This is a genomic window from Aureibacter tunicatorum, assembly GCF_036492635.1.
Lineage (GTDB): Bacteria > Bacteroidota > Bacteroidia > Cytophagales > Cyclobacteriaceae > Aureibacter > Aureibacter tunicatorum.
In genome coordinates this window covers 2,130,989-2,151,829 of the sequence record NZ_AP025305.1, presented here as the reverse complement: position 1 = coordinate 2,151,829, position 20,841 = coordinate 2,130,989, and the positions used below count along the sequence as shown (strand labels likewise).

17 protein-coding genes are annotated in these 20,841 nt (G+C 36.1%); 7 read left to right on the top strand and 10 right to left on the bottom strand.

The features are described 5' to 3' along the window. Position 1: 1 nt before the first annotated feature. The 5 genes from AABK36_RS09160 to topA form a co-directional block, all read right to left on the bottom strand. The gene (locus AABK36_RS09160; RefSeq protein WP_309939638.1) at positions 2–643 is read right to left on the bottom strand and encodes a DUF5683 domain-containing protein; all 642 of its coding nucleotides are present in this window, start codon (positions 641–643) and stop codon (positions 2–4) included. Positions 644–689: 46 nt separating this feature from the next. Beyond that, positions 690–1,601: a ParB/RepB/Spo0J family partition protein gene (locus AABK36_RS09155; protein ID WP_309939636.1), complete on the bottom strand. Its 912-nt coding sequence runs from the start codon at positions 1,599–1,601 to the stop codon at positions 690–692. 88 nt (positions 1,602–1,689) lie between these two features. After that, positions 1,690–2,466, bottom strand: coding sequence for a ParA family protein (locus tag AABK36_RS09150; protein WP_309939635.1), 777 nt, complete (start codon positions 2,464–2,466; stop codon positions 1,690–1,692). A gap of 8 nt (positions 2,467–2,474) precedes the next feature. Beyond that, positions 2,475–3,158, bottom strand: a complete 684-nt coding sequence (locus AABK36_RS09145; protein ID WP_309939633.1) for a metal-dependent hydrolase — start codon at positions 3,156–3,158, stop codon at positions 2,475–2,477. Positions 3,159–3,263: 105 nt separating this feature from the next. After that, complete coding sequence (gene topA / locus AABK36_RS09140; protein ID WP_309939632.1) at positions 3,264–5,603, bottom strand: type I DNA topoisomerase; 2,340 nt, start codon at positions 5,601–5,603, stop codon at positions 3,264–3,266. Positions 5,604–5,854: 251 nt separating this feature from the next. Here topA and AABK36_RS09135 point away from each other — a divergent pair, with 251 nt between their 5' ends. Next, positions 5,855–6,376, top strand: coding sequence for a SixA phosphatase family protein (locus AABK36_RS09135; RefSeq protein WP_309939630.1), 522 nt, complete (start codon positions 5,855–5,857; stop codon positions 6,374–6,376). A gap of 54 nt (positions 6,377–6,430) precedes the next feature. Here AABK36_RS09135 and sucC read toward each other — a convergent pair whose 3' ends face one another. The 3 genes from sucC to AABK36_RS09120 form a co-directional block, all read right to left on the bottom strand. Further along, positions 6,431–7,633 carry an ADP-forming succinate--CoA ligase subunit beta gene (sucC, locus tag AABK36_RS09130; protein ID WP_309939629.1) on the bottom strand — a complete coding sequence of 401 codons (1,203 nt, stop codon included), beginning with the start codon at positions 7,631–7,633 and terminating at the stop codon, positions 6,431–6,433. Between the two features lie 177 nt (positions 7,634–7,810). Further along, the gene (locus tag AABK36_RS09125; protein ID WP_309939627.1) at positions 7,811–9,235 is read right to left on the bottom strand and encodes a nicotinate phosphoribosyltransferase; all 1,425 of its coding nucleotides are present in this window, start codon (positions 9,233–9,235) and stop codon (positions 7,811–7,813) included. 218 nt (positions 9,236–9,453) lie between these two features. Beyond that, positions 9,454–10,092, bottom strand: a complete 639-nt coding sequence (locus AABK36_RS09120) for a hypothetical protein (protein ID WP_309939626.1) — start codon at positions 10,090–10,092, stop codon at positions 9,454–9,456. Between the two features lie 358 nt (positions 10,093–10,450). Between AABK36_RS09120 and AABK36_RS09115 the strand changes: the two genes are divergently transcribed. From AABK36_RS09115 to AABK36_RS09090, 6 genes are all read left to right on the top strand, one after another. Further along, positions 10,451–12,556, top strand: coding sequence for an ATP-binding protein (locus AABK36_RS09115; RefSeq protein WP_309939625.1), 2,106 nt, complete (start codon positions 10,451–10,453; stop codon positions 12,554–12,556). 139 nt (positions 12,557–12,695) lie between these two features. Continuing rightward, a complete protein-coding gene (locus AABK36_RS09110) occupies positions 12,696–13,481 on the top strand; it encodes a formate/nitrite transporter family protein (protein ID WP_309939624.1) in 786 nt (261 codons plus the stop codon). A 53-nt stretch (positions 13,482–13,534) separates the two neighbouring features. Further along, positions 13,535–15,772 (top strand): formate C-acetyltransferase, encoded by a 2,238-nt coding sequence (gene pflB, locus AABK36_RS09105; RefSeq protein WP_309939623.1) that lies wholly within the window; start codon positions 13,535–13,537, stop codon positions 15,770–15,772. Between the two features lie 80 nt (positions 15,773–15,852). Beyond that, positions 15,853–16,602 carry a pyruvate formate-lyase-activating protein gene (pflA, locus tag AABK36_RS09100; protein ID WP_309939622.1) on the top strand — a complete coding sequence of 250 codons (750 nt, stop codon included), beginning with the start codon at positions 15,853–15,855 and terminating at the stop codon, positions 16,600–16,602. 45 nt (positions 16,603–16,647) lie between these two features. After that, positions 16,648–17,352 carry a CatA-like O-acetyltransferase gene (locus tag AABK36_RS09095; RefSeq protein ID WP_309939620.1) on the top strand — a complete coding sequence of 235 codons (705 nt, stop codon included), beginning with the start codon at positions 16,648–16,650 and terminating at the stop codon, positions 17,350–17,352. Beyond that, positions 17,336–17,725, top strand: a complete 390-nt coding sequence (locus AABK36_RS09090) for a YbaN family protein (protein WP_309939617.1) — start codon at positions 17,336–17,338, stop codon at positions 17,723–17,725. Before AABK36_RS09095 ends, AABK36_RS09090 begins: the two co-directional genes overlap by 17 nt. Here the strand turns inward: AABK36_RS09090 and AABK36_RS09085 are convergent. After that, positions 17,715–19,952: a PAS domain S-box protein gene (locus AABK36_RS09085; RefSeq protein WP_309939616.1), complete on the bottom strand. Its 2,238-nt coding sequence runs from the start codon at positions 19,950–19,952 to the stop codon at positions 17,715–17,717. The genes AABK36_RS09090 and AABK36_RS09085 overlap by 11 nt on opposite strands. A 100-nt stretch (positions 19,953–20,052) precedes the next feature. Further along, positions 20,053–20,841: an SDR family NAD(P)-dependent oxidoreductase gene (locus AABK36_RS09080; protein ID WP_309939615.1), complete on the bottom strand. Its 789-nt coding sequence runs from the start codon at positions 20,839–20,841 to the stop codon at positions 20,053–20,055.

The following is a 20,841-nucleotide window of genomic DNA, read 5'->3' as shown; positions in this document are numbered from 1 at the left end:
TTTATTTAAAATTTAACTTTAGACTTAAACCGACAGTTTGCATTTCAGAATTATGTCCTATTGGCATCGCAGATCTGCTATTAATTGCGGGGGCTACTTTCATAGAAAGATTATCGCTTATATCAAATTGTTGCAAATTAGCATCAACATAAGCCTCAACGATATTCAAAGCGTAAAGCAAAGCCATGAATATTACTGCGTAATCCCTACTTCTTCTTGCGTTATCAACCAATCGATTCAATCTATCTTCTGTTTGATTATGCAAAGGGTTGCTAGGGTCAATATCACCATTAGAAACATCTATCAATGCATTTCTGTATAATTGATATCTCTGGTCATTCCAAGCAATAAGATAGCCTATCACCGCTCCACCACCATAGATAATCGGTATCTTCCAATAACTCTTATTGTAAGCTTGTCCAAGTCCAGGTATTGCCGCTGATAACAAAGCCGCCTTATTGGGATCATTGCCTGTCAATGGAGGCAGCTTATAGTTGTCTTTATCTTGCACAATAGTCTCATGGGTATACTCATTAAAATAAGTATTTTCAGATTGCAATGTATCTGCTTGAACTGATTCTGTGTCGCTTTCGCTATTCTCCTGCTTTTTTTCTTTCTCTTGAGCTAGCGCGGAAAAACTCATTATGAGCAAACATATCGACGCTACAAAAAAATATTTAAGCCTCATGCTATAATTCAAGATTTAACAATTCCATTATTCTATTAAAGTCTTCTGAAGATAAAAATGGTATTTTTATTTCCCCTTTATTATTTGAATCAGCTTTAATATTTACTTTGGTACCGAAATGAGAACTTAATTTCTTTTGCAACCTTTGCATATGATATTCTCTTTCAGGATCCATTTGCTTTGCGGAAGGTTGTTTTTGAACGCCTGACATGATTTCTCTGACCAACTGCTCCACTTTTCTCACAGACAAATCTTCCGTGATTATCTTCTTGAATATCGTTAACTGCAGATCAATCTTATCTATATTAATAATCGCTCGAGCATGTCCCATTGAAATTTTCTTTTCTCTAAGCGCTACTTGAATCTCCGGCGGCAATTTCAATAATCTCAAATAATTATTTACAGTTGACCTTTTCTTCCCAACTCTATCTCCAAGCTCTTCCAATTTCAGTCCGCATTCAGCAATCAACCTTTGATAGCTTATAGCTATTTCAATTGCGTTTAAATCCTCTCGCTGAATATTTTCAATCAATGCCAACTCAAGCATTTGTTGCTCGGTAGCTTCTCTGATATATGCAGGAACAGCCTCAAGACCTGCCAATTCTGAAGCTCTTACTCTTCTTTCCCCTGAGATAATATGATACTCGCTATCATTTATTTTCCTCAAAGTAACAGGTTGAATAATTCCCTGAACCTTGATTGAATCTGCCAACTCCTCAAGCGATTCTTTGGAAAACTGGGTTCTGGGCTGATAAGGATTCGGCTTTATCTTGGATAGCTCAACCTCTAATATAGAATTTATACTAGTCGAAACTTCTTTATCAACACTTGCCTTTGGCGTGCTTTTTTCTATTGTAGAATCTTCCAACAATGCTCCTAAACCTCTCCCTAACGCGTTTCTTTTCCCTTTCATGAATGAGAAATTATATATTTTATACACAAGAAAACAGAAAGCGCACATTGCTTTCTGTTCCTATATTTATCCTTAAATTTAAATCTATCTAAGCAGTGACAATATTGTTCTTCACCAATATTTCTTTAGCTAAGTTCAAATAGCTCAAGGCTCCTTTGCTAGCTCCATCATGAGCTATGGCTGGCAACCCAAAGCTAGGTGATTCGCTTAACTTGATATTTCTTGGAATTATACTATCGAATACTATCTGCTTAAAATGTTGTCTTACTTCTTCAACAACTTGATTTGACAACCTCAATCTGGTATCATACATTGTCAATAAAATACCTTCAATAGTCAATTTTGGGTTTAAACGAGATTGAATAATTTTTATCGTATTCAATAATTTACCCAAGCCCTCCAAAGCAAAATACTCGCATTGAACAGGTATTATTATTGAGTCAGCGGCTGTGAGAGCATTAATTGTAATCAAACCTAGAGAAGGAGAACAATCTATTATAATAAAATCAAAATCATCCTTAATCGTATCAAGGGCATTTTTCATTTTATCTTCACGTTTTTCCATGCTTACCATCTCCACTTCCGCACCAACCAAGTTGATATTAGAGGGAAGCAAGTGCAAGTATTTTATATCAGTGCTTTTGATACTTTGATTTGCTGTAGCTTCATCAACCATGCATTCATAAATACTATGATCAATTTCTTTTGGGTTAAACCCTATTCCTGAAGTGGAATTAGCCTGGGGATCCGCATCTACAATCAACGTCCTTTGCTCTAAAGCGGCTAAACTTGCCGCAAGATTAATAGCTGTCGTTGTCTTGCCGACACCACCCTTTTGATTCGCTATTGCAATAATTTTCCCCATTTCAAATATTAAAGGTTAATGAACTCTCCAATCCCTAAAAGTACTAAGTCTTTTCCAGCTTTTAAAGCCGTTTCTTTGGTTTTTTCTAAATCAATTTCGATAGGCGGAAATGTGTTATAATGCATTCCCACAAACTTGTCGCATCCAATATAATCGCTAGCCAAAAGCGCGTCATCAAGCCCCATAGTAAAATTATCGCCAATTGGCAACATTGACAAATCTAATTGATGAGAACTGGCTAACTGTTTCATATCTTCGCACAAAGCAGTGTCTCCAGCATGATAAATCGCTTTCCCTTCAGACTCAATCACAAATCCAGCGGGCACCCCAGCATAACTTCCATCAGGGAAACTGCTTGAATGAATCGCATTGACCATCTTCACCTTACCAAAATCAAATTCTTTACTCCCTCCTACATTCATTGGATGTCCTTTATCAAAACCTTTTTTAGCATAATGAACCACTATCTCATAATTTGAGACTATCATTGCTTGAGGGTTGTTCTTCAAAACGTTTTCAACATCCGCGATATGATCTTCATGCCCGTGTGTTAATAATATATAATCAACCTTAATATCATTAATATTCAAATGAGCAGCTTGAGGATTAGGACTAACAAAAGGATCTATTATTATATTTTTACCATTTGCTTCAATAAAAAAACATGAATGGCCTAAAAATTTGATTTTCATACTTAAAGTACTTTTATATTATTTTTAAATAAATATACGAATTAAGAAATCAAAATATTAAAAGTGAACAAAAAACCTCCGTCATAAACAAACGGAGGCTTTCTTTTATTTTTTAGTCGTCGTTTTCTTTTTCGCTTTCGTTTTCTTCTCAGGAGCTTTTTCAACAATTTCCTTGCACTGCTCGTAAGTCAAACTCTTTGGGTCTTCCAAGTCTTTAGGCAGTCTCACATTCTTCTTGCCATACTTGATATAAGGACCCCATCTACCATTCAGAATTTGCATCTCAGCATCTTCCTCAAAGTCTTTAATGAATTTCTCTCTATCTGCTTTTCTTTTAGCTTCTATCAATTCAATAGCAGTAGCCTCATCCACAGTATGCGGGTCGTACTCTTTTTTCAAAGAAACAAACTTGCCGTCATGCCTTAAATAAGGACCAAACCTACCTATTGCTGCAACTATCTTTTTATCCTCATACATTCCGACATCTCTTGGCAACTTAAACAGCTCCAAAGCATCTTCCAAAGTAATGCTCTCGATAAACTGTCCTTTCCTCAAGCTAGCATATTTTGGTTTCTCCTCTCCTTCCACTAGTTCACCTATCTGCGCATAAGGGCCAAACCTACCAAGCTTAACATAGATCTTCTCTCCAGAAGCAGGATCTATTCCCAATTCTCTTGTAGAATTAATCTCCGCTCTTTCAATATTTTCCGAAGCTTCCACTTTTGGATGAAATTCATTATAGAAATCCCCAAGCATACCATTCCAAACCAGTTTGCCTTGAGCAATTTCATCGAATTCTTTCTCCACATTAGCTGTAAAAGAATATTCAAATACTTTAGGAAAATTCTTAACCAAAAAGTCAGTAACTACCATCCCCACATTAGTTGGAAACAATTTACCTTTTTCAGTTCCTGTAATCTCAACTTTATCCGCTACTTCAATTTCTCTCTTCGCACTTAAAACAATCTCTTTATATGATCTTTCTCGGCCCTCTCTTGACTCCTTGATCACATAGTTACGCTTTTGAATTGTAGAGATCGTTGGCGCATATGTAGATGGTCTACCAATTCCCAACTCCTCCAACTTCTTCACCAAGGATGCTTCCGTGAATCTTGCAGGAGGTCTAGAGAACGATTCTCGGGATTTCATTTCACTAAGCTCTAATTCATCGCCGATCTGCAATGGTGGCAACATTTTGCTTGTGTCCTCGCTAGTATTTTCATCATCATCAGGAGATTCAGTGTACACTTTCAAAAAGCCGTCGAAAGTAACAACTTGCCCTGTTGCATTGAATTGATGATCAGATGTAGACACTCCGATCGTCGCAGTAGTCTTCTCTATTTTAGCATCGCTCATTTGAGATGAGATAGCTTTTTTCCATATCAGCTCGTAAAGCCTCTTCTCATCATATTCCGCGTCTACAGTATGGCTTGAGAAATCCGTAGGTCTTACAGCTTCGTGAGCTTCTTGAGCGCCTTCTGACTTAGTTTTGAATTTTCTCACTTGAAGGTACTCAGGTCCATAATTCCCTGTAATTTGGGCACTAGCTTTTTGAATAGCTTCATCTGACAAATTCACAGAATCGGTACGCATGTAAGTAATCTTACCGGATTCATAAAGTCTTTGAGCCAACATCATCGTTTTACTCACAGAAAAACCTAATTTCCTTGAAGCTTCCTGTTGCAAAGTTGATGTAGTGAATGGAGCCGTTGGCGATTTCTTGCCTGGAGACTTTTTCAAGCCATCAATTTTAAAACTAGCATCTTTGCAAAGCTTTACAAATTCATAAGCCTCATCCTCTTTCTTGAATTTGATTGGCAACTCACCTTTAATCGCTTTTCCTTCCGCAACAATAAAAATAGCGGACACTCTAAAAAAACTTTCGGCTTCAAACGCCTCAATCTCCCTCTCCTTTTCAACTACCAACCTCACAGCTACCGACTGCACTCTTCCTGCGGACAGTCCAGTTCTAATCTTTTTCCAAAGAATCGGAGACAACTCAAAACCTACAAGTCTATCCAACACTCTTCTTGCCTGCTGAGCATTCACCAAATCAATGTCGATTGCTCTAGGTTTCTCTATTGCGTTTAAGATTGCCTTTTTAGTAATTTCTCTAAAGACGATCCTTTTAGTGTTATCATCATTAAGCTTCAACGCTTCCTTTAAATGCCACGATATGGCTTCACCTTCACGGTCATCATCACTTGCTAGATATATTAACTCAGCTTCTTTGCTTAATTTCTTTAATTCCTTGATGACCTCTTTTTTATCACTCGAAACCTCATAGGTAGGCATAAATCCACCTTCTATATCTATGGCGTTATTTCCTTTCTTTAAGTCTCGAACATGTCCATAGCTTGAAACTACTTTAAAATCCTTCCCAAGATATCCTTCTATGGTTTTAGCTTTAGCCGGGGACTCAACAATTACTAGGTTTTTATGCATTTACAAATAATATTTTGGTCATTGAGAGGTATTACATTTCAATCAAAAATCCGCATCCAAAGAAAAATCACGAATGCATCGCTTCAAATATCCGTTTTTTTTTCGAAAAAAAGCAAATTATAATTCTTTTAGTTTTTATGCATTGAAGTAATATTTTGAATCATATTGTTAAAAATTGCATCTCATTTGTATTTGAATTTTGTGTATTTTCAAAAAAAATATTCTGAACAACAATTCTTTAACACTCAATAATGAAGCAATTATTTTTACTCAGACATGGAGATGCGGAACCTATAAGCTCGCAGTTTCAAAAAGATAAAGAAAGAAGGCTTAGTCATCTTGGAGCCAAAGAGGCACTTACAATGGGCAAAATTTTCGATGATAAAAACATCAAACTAAACAAAATCATATGCAGCGAGGCTCTACGAACACAGCAAACTGCAGTGATCTTTGCAAAACATATAAATTTCCCTACATCGAAGTTGGAAATATCATCAAAGCTCTATCACGCCAACGTCAATGAGATCATAAAGCTTATTGAAGCGCAAGACGACGACGACAATAATATTTTGATCATTGGACACAACCCCGCTTTATCCATCGCATCCGAAAATTTATCTCAACACTCAGCAGGCTCTTTACCAACTTGCGGTTTAACAAATCTTGAATTATCACTAGAATCGTGGCAACATATTATTCCAGGTATTTTTGAATTCAAAAAATTAGAATACCCTTCAATGTATCCTGATGTATTCAATCAACAAAAAATATAAAAACTAAAAAAGGGAATCAAATTGATTCCCTTTTAAAATTATCTTCAACTAAGATTAAGCGTTAACCTCAGAAACAGCTATTCTTACTTTTTCAGCAGCGTCTTTAAGCAAAATCGCAGACTCTACTTTCAATCCTGACTCATTAATGATCTTAGCGCCTTCTTCAGCGTTAGTACCTTGCAATCTCACAATAATTGGAATATTGATTGTACCAATGTTTTTGTAAGCTTCAACAACACCATTAGCTACTCTGTCGCATCTTACAATACCACCGAAAATATTGATCAAGATAGCTTTCACATTTGGATCTTTCATGATAATTCTGAATCCAGCTTCTACGGTCTTAGCATTTGCACCTCCACCAACATCTAGGAAGTTAGCAGGCTCTCCGCCAGAAAGTTTGATGATATCCATAGTAGCCATAGCCAAACCAGCGCCATTTACCATGCAACCAACATTACCGTCAAGCTTTACATAGTTAAGGTCATGCTCTCCAGCTTCAACTTCTTCAGGAGCCTCCTCGGTCAAGTCACGCATTGCAGCAATATTCTTTTGTCTGTACAATGCATTATCATCTATATTCACTTTCGCGTCCAAAGCAAGGATTTGGTTATCCGATGTCTGAAGCGCTGGATTGATCTCAATCTGAGAAGCGTCAGTAGCTTCATAAGCTCTGTAAAGAGCTATGATGAACTTCACCATGTCTTTGTTAGCAGCTCCTTCAAGACCTAATTTATAAGCAACTTTTCTAGCTTGAAAAACTTGAATACCAACTCTAGGGTCGATCCACTCCTTGATGATTTTCTCTGGAGTTTTTTCAGCTACTTCTTCGATGTCCATTCCACCTTCAGTAGAAGCCATGATTACATTTCTACCAGAGTCTCTATCCAAAAGGATTGAAATATACAATTCTTTAGGCTCGTTCTCTCCTTTGTAGAAAGAATCTTCAGTGATCAACACCTTATGCACTTCCTTGCCTTCAGCTCCAGTTTGCGGAGTTATAAGCTGCATTCCAATGATGTCTTCAGCTCTTTGCTTCACTTCGTCTAAAGAAAAAGCAAGCTTAACACCACCGCCTTTACCTCTACCGCCGGCATGAATCTGAGCTTTCACTACCCAAGCAGGAGTATCTACTTCTTCTTTTATTTTCTTAGCAGCCTCTACAGCTTCTTCAGGAGTATTCGCTACAATTCCTCTTGGCACTTTAACGCCATACTGAGCCAAAATCTCCTTCGCTTGATATTCGTGTATATTCATTGTTTCGGATTTTTTTGACGAATGTAAATGATTTGAGAATATTTAACAAGAATTTGGAGTAAATATAATTTTTTCAGTTTTAAAATCTAATATTATCAATATCCATTCACATCCGCCACTTATAAAAAGGAGCAAACCAAGCCCTAACACTTCCTCTCAACAGATAATTTCAGCATTTTAAGCATAAGTGGATACCGATAAATATTTATTTGCTCTCTCTTTTATTTCATCAAACCTTGAATCGACCAATAGTTCACCATTCTCAAATACAACTTCCAATTTATCACAATAAGAATGATACATTTGGGGAGACATCTCCGCAGAGCTAATTGTTCGAAAATGGCTATTTTCGGGATGCAGTTTCAATCTACCTCTTTTTGATCTTTTTGCCTTGCTGGTAATTGGGTCTTTAAAAACATTAGTCCCCTCTCCATTAATCTGAGCAAAACTGCATTTCATTGCAAACTTTTGAGTATCTCTATCAAATTTCTGCAATAACCCCCCTCCACTTCCAAAAGCAATATTTTCAGCAGAAAAACCTCTGTTTTTCATCATCAACAACACTTTTTCAATAGTATTGATATCAACTCCATCACCTTGTATAACTCTCACATGATTATCCAATACCCTATATCCTTTCTGGTTATAACGACCTCCAAACTTATCCCATAACAATTCAAAAATTCTTGAATTGACCTCAACAGGGTCGCCGCTATCCGGTCTTATAACAAGCACTCCGTTTCTGCTTAATATTTCGCTTTTCAAATCTTCCCCCCAAAACTTTTCGACAGCATGATATACATCATAACTATCAGATACACATGCGACTAATCCTTGTGGAAATTGTGTTAAAATATTTCTATACGCGTCTTTTTCATGTTCCTTTCCCCAAGTAGTAATCGATGAGTGTTCACTAGCTGGAATCGAATGGCCACACATATCTGCGGCATAATAATTTTGAGCTAGGATAATTCCTGTTGGGGTATCTGTTCCTGAGAAATTAACCAAATGAGCAGCTGATCCTAAAGCTGACTGTTCAAAACAACTTACGCCCCTGAATCCAAAATCATGCAACCTAGTAGGCAAAACTTCCTCTGGAAATTCAGAAGTGCTTTCAAGATATCTTTTTATTAAAGACTTGCACTCAAAACTATTTGTTGCAATAGTTGTCGGATACCAAACCTGTACTAATAATGTTTCCAAATAATTCGTCAACCAATATAAATTGGGGTCCGTATTTTCAATAGTTAATAGCACATTTTCTATGGGAACGCTAGTTCCTTCGGCAACGGCTTTAACTCTAATTGGCAACACTCCGTCATGTTTATTCAATATATACTCCCAGCCAGCTCGATTAAATGCATCAAAGCCAAAATGGTTATTCCAGAACTCTTGCGCCTCATCAATTTTCGCCTTTGTTACTTGTTGTCCCAAAAAATGTTTTTTCAAGATGTATTGAAGCCCAAAAAATAAAGTTTTAGGGAACTTACCTCCTCTACTTTCCAAATAGGAATAAACAAACTCTGTTTTAGGAGGATACTGTTTCCAATGCGTAGTCTTATACGAATCTGTTTTTAAAATAATATTGTCTTCTGAAAGCATATTTTGAATGATTTGAGCAATTCCCAATCACCTCTACCTTTCCTCTTCCAAAAATTAATGGATTTTAATTTAAAATAATAATTTTTTCAAAAAACCTGAAGCGAGCTTTTTGTATTATTTATATTTATCCAACCCATCTAAAAAAACATTATGTTAAATTAAATGATTAAGTATAAAAAAGACCCTTTCAATATAAGGGCCTTTACTTTATTGTATAATTAATACGTTAATTCTGCTTTAGCTTGATTGGTATGCCATTCATTATATTCCTTAGCAATTAGGTCAACATCTTTCTTTTTATATCCTTCTTCCTTAGCCATTACTTTTTGAGCAATGTTCTGATTATCTTTTACTGATTCGCTCATTTTTTTCTTAAATGCAGTAAAGAGTTCTCCTTGTGCTGTAAATGGAGGCTCGCCTTCCTTTTGAACAACTGTAGTTACTACCCAAGACTGTAAATTTCTTGTTGGATCGTAATCCATTTGATAATTCTTATACACACTTACTGGACCTTCAACTACCACTTCCATCATCTTACTCATTGGAGATCCAAATTCCCCATTATTTTTGTCATATACTCTTGTGAAAATCTTATTCTCAATTTTGGCTCTAACTATTTCAGCGGATCTATATTTAACTCTATTTCCCTGTGCATCACCATTCCATACAACAACATATTCTGGAAGTTGACTTAAGTCTAAAGCTCCAGAAATTGTGTCGCTTGTAGATGTTATAATGTATCCTTCGAAAACATCTCTGTCAAACGGATGATTCGCTATACCTTGGCCAAGCACACTAACAACAGATGCTCCAACAAATATGGCGACTGCAAATAATTTTGTAATCAAATTTTTCATAGTAATGTATTAACTCGTTTTAGAATAAATTGTTCGAAAAAGCAAGCAGCTTCACCTCATTGTCTCCCCTTCAATTACCAATCCAATTTGAATGACTTTAGAAAACCAATTGAAATTGACAAGCCCTTTCAACACATTGAATTAAAGTACAAAAAAAGATTATTTAAGTCAAACATTATACCATCAAGATTTTTACGTTTGATGAACAACATAATATTAGCTCAACAAAAAAGAAAGTCTTCAAAAACCAATATTATTCATCTATTACTTGTTTTTATATAAATTTTTTAGAACTTGTACTTAAATACGACTTTCAAGAAGAATAATATATACTTCTTTTGCAATAGCGAATACTCAAATGCAAATTTTACGGAATATCATTTTTATAGTATTAAGCACCACTCAATTGGTTTTCGCCAATGGTTTCAACAGCAAGAAATCAGGTGATGAAACCAGCTATGAAAAATATTCTACAGAAAACCCACCTCTTGAAAACTCACACACAGTCAATGAAATCACACAAATCAGGAAGAAACTAGAAAATGCGAAAAGCCTGAACAACAAAGCCATAATCTGTGAAAGCCTGAACAGGCTAGGTAAAATCTATTTAGAGAATAAACAGTACAAAGAGGCTCACCACAATCTTAAGAGAAGCCTTTCTATATCAATTAATGATGACCGTTTAAAGTTTCTGCATGCAGAGTCATTGCTTACTTTGGGAAGTCTAGGACTTGCTACAAACAGAAAAGAACTTACTATTTCGTGCACAAAAAGAGCTTTGCAAATCGCTAAAGACAATTTTTATTCAAATTTAAAACTTGAAGCTTATAAGCAATTGGGTTCTGCATACCATTGTCTAGGCAAGTACCAAGAAAGCATCAGTAATTATGAAAAATGTTTACCCTTTTTAAAGTCTAATTCCGATTTAACTGAGCTAGCAAGCATTTACCATAAATTAGCAATAGCTCACTTTGATCTTCAAGAATATGACAAGGCTTTATCAAACTTCACTAACGCGTTAAGCCAGCTTAAACCCCCTCATGACATGATCATAGAGAATAGAATCGGCATAGGGAAATCATTATATTATTTAGAAGAATACGAAAAGTCAATTCAACAACTGACCTTAGCCTTTGATACTGGCGTGGCAGATATTAATACGGATCAAGAATTCAAAGCTTTATTATACTTATCAAAGTCTCATCTCGGATTAAATCATATTTTCAAAGCGGTTAAATTTTCAGATTTCTCTATTGAAATTGCAAAACAAAATAAAAACAAGGGACAACTTGCTAAAGCTTTTGAACACGCCTCAAAAATCAGTGAAAAAAGAAGACGATACCATCAAGCCTATCAGCAACTCAATAGACATATTCTTTTCAATAATGAACAACTAGCCATTAGTAAAGCTGAAATAATTTCCCCATCAGACTCTCTTGACATTACTGATTATAAAAGCATTATTCAGAACGTAGAAATCGACACCCTTCAAAAAAACTTATCCAACCAACATACAAAAGTTGTATTTCTTAAAAAGTTGTTGGCTTATCTTATTATCTTTTTTTCAATTATCACAGCTATTATTATTTACTTGATATTCAGCAAAAGAAAGTCTAAGCACATAACCAAAAAGCAAAACTTTAAACTTAAAGATGCTGACTCTCTTAATAAAAAACTTAGCACAGAAACTTCCGCATTAAGAAAAGAAGTTAAAAACCTGGAAAACAAAGTCGCAGAAAAAGATCGTTTAATTTCAATTGTTGCTCATGACTTGAGATCTCCTCTAAATAAAGTAAAAAACTTAAGCCAACTAATAAATCTATATGGCGAGCTAAACAAAGAACAACAAGGGTATATCGATATCATTGAAGAGGTTATATCCAATGGAGACATGCTCATCAGAGATTTGCTTTTTTCAGATTATATTGAGAACCATGAAACAAACCTTAATGTAAAGAAAATTGAAATCAACCTTTTTCTTAACAACAACATACGAACGTTTATCAGTTTAGCGGCTAAGAAAAATATTGAGATCATTTTCACTCCTGAGAATCAACCATTGGAAGTATTCACAGATCCCATGTTCTTGAATAGAATTCTGGACAACCTTATCTCAAATGCGATCAAGTTTTCATTTCCTGATAAAAAAATCCATATTTCTGCACAAAGGACATCTGATGAATTCTATACCTTGATTATTAAAGATCAAGGTATCGGAATATTAGAAGAAGACCAAAAGCAACTATTCAAAAAGTTCCCGAAAATAAATTCTAAACCTACAGCGGGTGAAAACTCCACAGGATTAGGATTATCCATAACTTACGCTTTGATCAAAAAGCTCAAAGGTGACATTACTGTATCAAGCACACCAAACATTGGCACAACCTTTATTATCACACTTCCAATCCACCCTTTTAGACAATCTGATGTAACAGAAGCATACACAAGCGAGGCAGCAATATAACTTTTCAAACACCCAACAAAACACGTTTTATTTTACTAACATATATCATGTTTTCGCATGACATCTGTTGCAATTTTTGCTTTATCTATCCGTTTTCTTTGCATCGCGTTTAGCAAAAGGATTTAAATAAAGCATTCACATGGGAATTTTCACTCCGAAAGAAATTGCCTATCAAGCAAAAGACACAGCCTTTCAAAAAAGTGCTTACTCCATTGACAAATTTTTACTACTAAGTTTTCTTGGAGGAGCTTTTGTCGCATTTGGAAGTATATTAGCTATCATCGTTGGTGGCGGTTCACCTGAAATCGCAGCTGCAAATCCCGGCTTGCAAAAATTCATGTTTGGTGCTGTCTTTCCAGTTGGCCTGATATTAGTAATCATCGCTGGCGCAGACTTATTCACTAGTGATTGCGCAATCATGACAATTCCAGTACTAAAAAAAGAAATGAAGCCTTCCAAGCTTTTAAAGGTATGGACATTATCTTATTTCGGTAATTTTATAGGTGCTTTATTTGTCGTCTACTTCATTACCTATCTCACTGGGATATTAAAACCCGAACCATTTTCAACAGCGTCAATAGACATTGCGATAGCTAAAACGAGCAACCCATTCTTTAAGACATTTTGGAAAGGTGTCGGAGCGAATTGGCTAGTATGCCTAGCTGCTTGGTCGGCTATTGCAGCCAAAGACGTAACTGGCAAAGTACTAGCTATTTGGTTCCCAGTCATGACATTTGTCACATTTGGTTTTGAGCATAGTATCGCAAACATGTTCTTTATACCTAATGCGATGACATTAGGCGCCGATATTAGCTGGACAACATTTATCGTGAAAAATTTAATCCCTGCCACTTTAGGAAATATTGTGGGTGGAGCATTGTTTGTCGGCACAATATACACGTATATATACGTTAATGATAAGTAGACAAGTTACTTTCAGAAAGTCAAAATAGACACATTTTATAATTAAGTATAATTATGAATAACACAGTTGAAACAATCAAATTTAAAGAGGGCGAATGGACAAACAATATCAATGTCCGAAATTTTGTATCTCTAAATGTAACACCTTATGAAGGTGATGCTTCTTTTTTAAGTGGCCCTACTGAACGCACCACAAGACTTTGGGAAATTGCCTCAAAGGCTTTAAAAGAGGAAAGAGACAACAACGGATGCAGAGCGATTGACACTGAAAGAGTTTCAACTATCACAAGCCACCCTGCGGGCTATATTAGCAAAGAAGACGAAGTTATAGTCGGTCTTCAAACTGATGAATTGCTAAAAAGAGCAATGAAACCTTATGGCGGTGTCAGAGTGGTAGAAGGCGCTGTGAAAGAAAGAGGTCTTGAAGTATCCCCTGAGGTAAAAAACATTTTTTACAATTACGTAACTGACCACAACAACGGAGTATTCTCAGCTTACGATGCTCAAATCAGAGCATACAGATCAAAAGGAATTCTAACAGGACTTCCTGACAACTATGCTAGAGGTCGTATAATTGGTGACTATAGACGCTTGGCTTTATATGGAGCTGATTACTTGATCAAGCAAAAAGTTGCTGACCACGGTAATGTTGGTGAAGATATTACTGATGCAAACATCAGATTGAGAGAAGAAATATCCAAGCAAGTACTTGCTCTAAAAGATATCATCGAGCTAGGTAAAATCTACGACCTTGATCTTTCAAGACCTGCTGAAAATGCAAGAGAAGCAGTTCAATGGACTTACATGGCATACCTTGCTGCTGTAAAAGAGCAAGATGGAGCGGCTATGTCTCTTGGCAATGTTTCATCTTTCTTAGATATCTACATTGAGAAAGACCTGAATAGCGGCTTGATTTCAGAATCTGATGCTCAAGAAATGATAGACCAATTCGTGATGAAATTACGATTTGTTAGACACTTGAGACCTGGAGCTTATGATGAAATATTCGGTGGCGATCCAACTTGGGTTACAGAATCTATCGGAGGTCAATTCAGCGATGGAAGAACAAAAGTTACAAAAACTTCATTCCGCTTCCTTCAAACACTTTACAACTTAGGACCTGCGCCAGAGCCAAACTTGACAGTTCTTTGGTCGCAAGATCTACCTGAAGGATTCAAAAATTTCTGTTCTCAAGTTTCAGTGGACACTTCATCAGTTCAATATGAAAATGATGACTTGATGAGACCTAACAGAGGTTCTGACGATTATGGAATCGCATGTTGCGTGTCATACCAAGAAATTGGCAAAAGAATCCAACACTTTGGAGCTAGAACTAACTTGGCAAAAACTCTATTATTAGCAATCAACGGCGGTAAAGACGAGCTATCAGGTGTAAAGCTTATTGATGGGATTGAAGATATGAATGACGAGGTTCTTGACTATGAGAAAGTAAAAGAGTCATTCCAAAAAGCAATGCAAGAAGTGGCAAGAGTATATGCGAAAACAATGTATATCATCCACTACATGCATGACAAGTATTACTATGAGAAAGCTCAAATGGCCTTCATTGACAGCAACTACGGCATCGATGTAGCTTACGGAGCAGCAGGTATTTCAATTGTAGCCGATTCTCTGTCTGCAATCAAGCATGCAAAAGTAACTCCTGTTAGAAACCAAGAAGGGTTAACTGTAGATTTCAAAATCGAAGGCGATTATCCTAAATATGGTAACGATGACGACAAGGTAGACAACATTGCTATTGAAGTTACTAGAGAATTCTTCAATGAATTGAAAAAACACAAAACTTACAAGGACGCTACTCCAACATTGTCATTGCTGACTATTACTTCCAATGTAGTATATGGTAAGAAAACTGGCGCAACTCCTGATGGAAGAGCTGCTGGTGTTCCATTTGCTCCTGGAGCAAACCCTATGCACGGAAGAGACGAATGTGGCGCTATCGCTTCATTGAACTCAGTTGCCAAATTGGATTACAACGATGCTCAAGACGGAATATCAAACACATTCTCAATAGTTCCTAAATCTCTTGGTTCTGAAAAAGAAACACAAGTTGAGAACTTAGTTCACATGATGGACGGCTATTTTGAAAAAGGAGCTCATCACTTGAACGTCAATGTTCTTAACAGAGAAACTCTTATCGACGCTTACGAGCATCCAGAAAACTATCCACAGTTGACAATCAGAGTATCTGGATATGCTGTTAACTTCACAAGACTTTCTAGAGCACATCAATTAGAAGTAATTTCAAGAACATTCCACGAGAATATGTAGAAATTCTTGAAACATAAATATTCAAAAAAAGAGAGATTTATTCTCTCTTTTTTCGTTTAGTATAAAATAGCCATTTTCATATGTCCACAACCACAATAAATAATCAGCTTAGAATACATTCAATTGAATCTTTTGGCACACACGATGGCCCAGGGATAAGACTTGTGATTTTCGTGCAAGGATGCGAATTCAGGTGCCTATACTGTCAAAATCCAGACACTTTTGACCTAAAAGGCGGAAAGTTAATGGATTTGGACGAAATCGTCAAGCGGGCGGTCAATATGAAGCCATATTTCAAAAAAGAAGGTGGAGTAACAATTTCAGGAGGCGAGCCATTACTCCAAAGGAAAGTACTGTCTGAACTTTTCAAAAAATTGCATGCAGAAAACATTCATACATGCCTAGATTCAAATGGTCGATTGCTCAATGATGAAGTTAAAAGCCTTTTAAATGAAACAGATTTGATTCTATTAGATATCAAGCATATCAATAATGAATGGCATAAAAAACTCACAGGACTAGACAATATTTCAACTTTGAAACTAGCGGATTATAGAGAATCAACTCAAAAGCCAATGTGGCTAAGGTATGTATTAGTACCCGGATGGTCAGACCAAGAAGAATTTCTACATGAACTAGGACAGCATTTCAAAGATTATAAAACTATCGAAAAAATCGAAATACAACCTTACCACAAGCTTGGTGTTCATAAATGGGAAAAACTTGGCTTAAAATACGAGCTAGAATCAACTCTTCCGCCTAGCAAAGAAGAGATTGAAAAAGCTAAAAAGATATTTTCTCAATACTTCAAAGAAGTAAAAGTAAATTAAGTAGATTTGTTTAACCGAAACTCTTAATTTTCAAACACACAAATCATGGAGCTTAGCAAATTTCTCAAATTATACGATGGCCACAAACTCGAAGAAAAAGATCTTTCTTCCTATGAAAAGTGGTCATTGCAATTTTTTCATAAAAAAGAATTCGTTAGAGAACCAAACCTGCAAATAACACTTCAGCTTGAAATTACTAAAGCTTATAATACATACAAAAACGAATGCGACACAGTCATAGGAGCATCTTTTACTAGCTACTTGATGTGGCATATCATCAAAACCACACAAAACCATCCATATTTCAGATATAGAAATATAGATGGAGAATGGTATATCTTTAATAATCTACCAGTTTTTTCCCCAATTGGGATTGGAGGAGATGCCAGATTCTCTGAAATTATTGTCGAAAATGGCAGCATTGAAGATTACGCTGCATTCACTAACAATTATCGTTCGAAGGTAGACAAATCATTCAATATGAGAGAATTCGAACCTCTTGATGAACTAGTATGGGCTAATTCCCACTTTATTGGAAATCTTCCTAACTTGCAATTCACAGGCTTTCAACTTCATACTCCAACAAAAAACTCTGGAAGACCATACTTTTATTTTGGCAAAAGGTATCAGACTAATGATGAACGATTCATACCACTATTGGTAATGTTCGACCACTCAAATCTTGACCCATTTGTTTTATCTGATTTTATGAATGAATTTCAATCAAGAATTGATGAAAACAAACATTAAACAATCAATACAGATAGCTTTAGGATGCTTTTGCGTAGTTCTAGCAATATTTGGAATAATATTGCCAGGACTGCCTACAACCCCATTTTTACTTGTTGCAGCTTGGCTATTTGTCAGGTCCTCGCCTAAGCTTCACAAGAGGTTGATATCTAACAAATATCTTGGTCCTTATATCTTAAAATACGAGAGCAGAAAAGGCCTGACTATAAAAGAAAAAGCGAAGATATGCACGATCATCATCGGCATGTCTTCGCTATCAGCATATTTTATGAACAACTTCTACATTCAAATCATAATTGGCGTATTATGCCTTACTGGAGTTTTAGTTGTCAGTACATGGGTAAAAACAATTCAAGCGGAAGCTAAGCGCTAACTTTCTTCCACTTTGTTATATCTTTTGACTTAATTGTAGCCCCCAATATTTCTCCCTCTTGATTTACTATCGGACCACAAACTACTTTTAGATACTGTTTAACACCATCTAAAACCCTGTCTTCCTCAAAGTCAAAGAATTCACCTGACAAGGCTCTGTCATATCTATCTTTCCAGACCTTCAAAGTATCTTTAGGCAATACATCCAACACATTGGAGCCTTCCAAAAGCTGAACTCCTTTGCTAGAATATCTTTCATAAAGCACATCGTTAACCACTAGAATTCTGTACTTCTCGTCGATCGCAAAAAATGTATCATCCGATTTATTGATCATGCTGTAAAGTGTGGAAATCTTTTGATCGGACTCAATCTCTTTCTTGATTTGATCAGTAATATCCCTAAATATGAATGACGCTCCAATAATGGAATCCATTTCATCCATAATTGGGTTACATGACGCTTCTATGATCATTTGTTCACCAGCATCTGTCATATCCAATTTCACCCGAGCTTTGAAAACTTCTCCAGACAATGCCCTATCATAAATAGTCTTCCATTGGTTCCACCACTTCCTTTGCATCGCAACAGACAAGTCAAGTCCTACTTTGACGTCATACCCCCTAATCATTGATGTTCTCACAAAGGCATCATTGCTCACCATGACTTTATAATTGCTGTCAATAGCCAAAATAGCATCATTGGTATTATTTATAATTCCATCAAGGTTAGACTCTTTCTTCCTCAACTCTTCTTGAGTCCTGAACATTTCGTCTTGAGTAGCTTCCAACTCCTCCATATTCTGCCTCATCTCTTCTTCTTGAGACCTTAGCATCTCAGTCATCATTTGAGACTCTTCAAGCAGTCTTTGCGTTTTGATATTGGATTTAACGGTAGAAATTGCAACCGCTATATTCTCTCCTACCCTTTCAATAAATTGAATCTTATACTCTGGTATCGTATTAAATGAAGCAAGCTCTATTACTCCAATAATTTCATCATTGCTTTTCAAAGGAATCACAACAATTTCTTTAGGCAACGATCTTCCCAGACCTGAAGTAATATTGATAAATTCATCTGGAATATCGGATAAGAACTTTGTATAACCTTCTTGCCAAACCTGCCCGACCAAACCTTCACCTTTAGCTATTGACTTGTTAAGGAACTTCTTTCTTTCATAGGCATAACAAGCTTTCATCTCCATATTATCCTCATCCTCCACCAAGAAAATCGCTCCTTGATTAACTTCCAGGTACTTCACAAACTTATGTATCAACTGATCACACAAGTCTTCAATATCGTTCGTATTTAATCTTAAAATCTCGCCAAATTCCGCATAACCAAGATTAACCCAGTTCCTTTCCTTATCTCGATCAGATACAGCCTTAAGACTTGACATCATATTGATCAAAGACTCTCCCAAGTCGCTATTTCTATCAAAAATTTCAATCTTTTGATCAAAAGCACCCTTTCCAATTCTATCTGCAAAGTGACGTATGCCATTCATGGCATCGGAAAGCCCATTCAACCTACCTGTCAACACATCCAACTCATCATTTCCAACCGGCATAGGCTCTGAAGCCATCCCTTCCTTCAAAGACTTTGTCATCAAGCTTATTTTCTCAAACCTAGACGAAAGCCTGTTATATATTCTAATTACTATAACAAAAGCTAAAATAGTCACTAACACTGCCAAAGATATGCCGATATAAGTGACTCTAGAGTGTACTTTTTCTAGCTCTGCTATGTCTTTTTGAACTTGTTGAGAAGCCAAAACTTGAAACCTAGCCAAAAACAATTTTTCGGCATTCAAATGTCTAATTAAAATAGAAACCTTGTCAGTTTCCAAGCCTTCTATTATACCGTCCAGTTCATTCAGAATATCAGCTCTCAATGCCTCTATCTGAAAAGCTGTAAATTTCACGCTTTCCAAATCAACCTTGATGACTTTAACCTCATCCAAAAGGTTCTTCATTTTATTGCGCTTCATGCCTTGAGCTCCAGAAGTCAAAAGACTTCTTTCGAAGCTAAAGATCACTCTCTCCAACTCATTAGCTGTTTGTATACCCTGATTATAAGCTGACACACTATTTTGAGCTATGTTAGACAAACTCTTATAATTATAGTACATCATACTGATTAATATTATCAACAACAAGAAAATCCCGCTGACCACATTAATCACATATTTTCGGAAGGTCCTCTTAACCGTCTTTTTTGCTTTCCCCATTTTCAAATTTCAAAAAATAGAATTTCTTAGATTATCTTATTAATTAGTCCAAGATTTCATGTAATTTTTACAAATGTCTTCTCATTTATTTAACCACACCTCATCCGCGAATCAATATAAACAATTTCTTAAACAAATTCGGAAATAAACTATAAAATTTAGCTATAATTTTATATTTAAAGCTTGATATAATAAGCTCCGTTTTACCAGACCAAAGCGCCTCAAGACTCTTTCTGGCCACTAACTCAGGCCTCATTCCTTTTGATTGATTGCTATCTTTATGATCATGCTTATTGCCTTGCCTATCCATAGCTTTCCTTGAGAAATCCGTATCAATATAAGCCGGAAATACCTGACAGATTCTGATGTTCTTTCCTTTCAATTCAAGCATCAGAGAATTTAAAAAGTTCCTAAGAGCACCCTTTGATGCTGAATAAGCAGTTCTGTTTGGAATCGGCAAAACAGCCTGAATACTATTAACAAAAATCATTTCAACGTAACGTCCTTGAGATAGTGGTATGTTCAGGAATTTTCGCAAAAGGTATGCCACTCCTGTAAAATTCACATGCATTAACTTATTGAAAACTTTCCAATCCATTTCCAAAAAATTGGACCTCTGTCCCAAGCCTATGCAATAGATCATCATATCCACTCCTCCCAACTCATTCACTTTCACTAATGCACTATCGATTTGATCAAAATCTTCAATATCAAAAGGAAGCAAAGTAATTCGAGAGAACTTCTTTTTCAATTTCTCCTCAACCTCTTCTAGCTTTAATAAATCTCTTCCCGAAAGTATTAAGTGACACTCACCCCATCTTTTGAAAATTTCCTCGCAAAATGGGATGCCAAGTCCAGAGTTCGCACCCAATACCCAAACTGTTTTCAT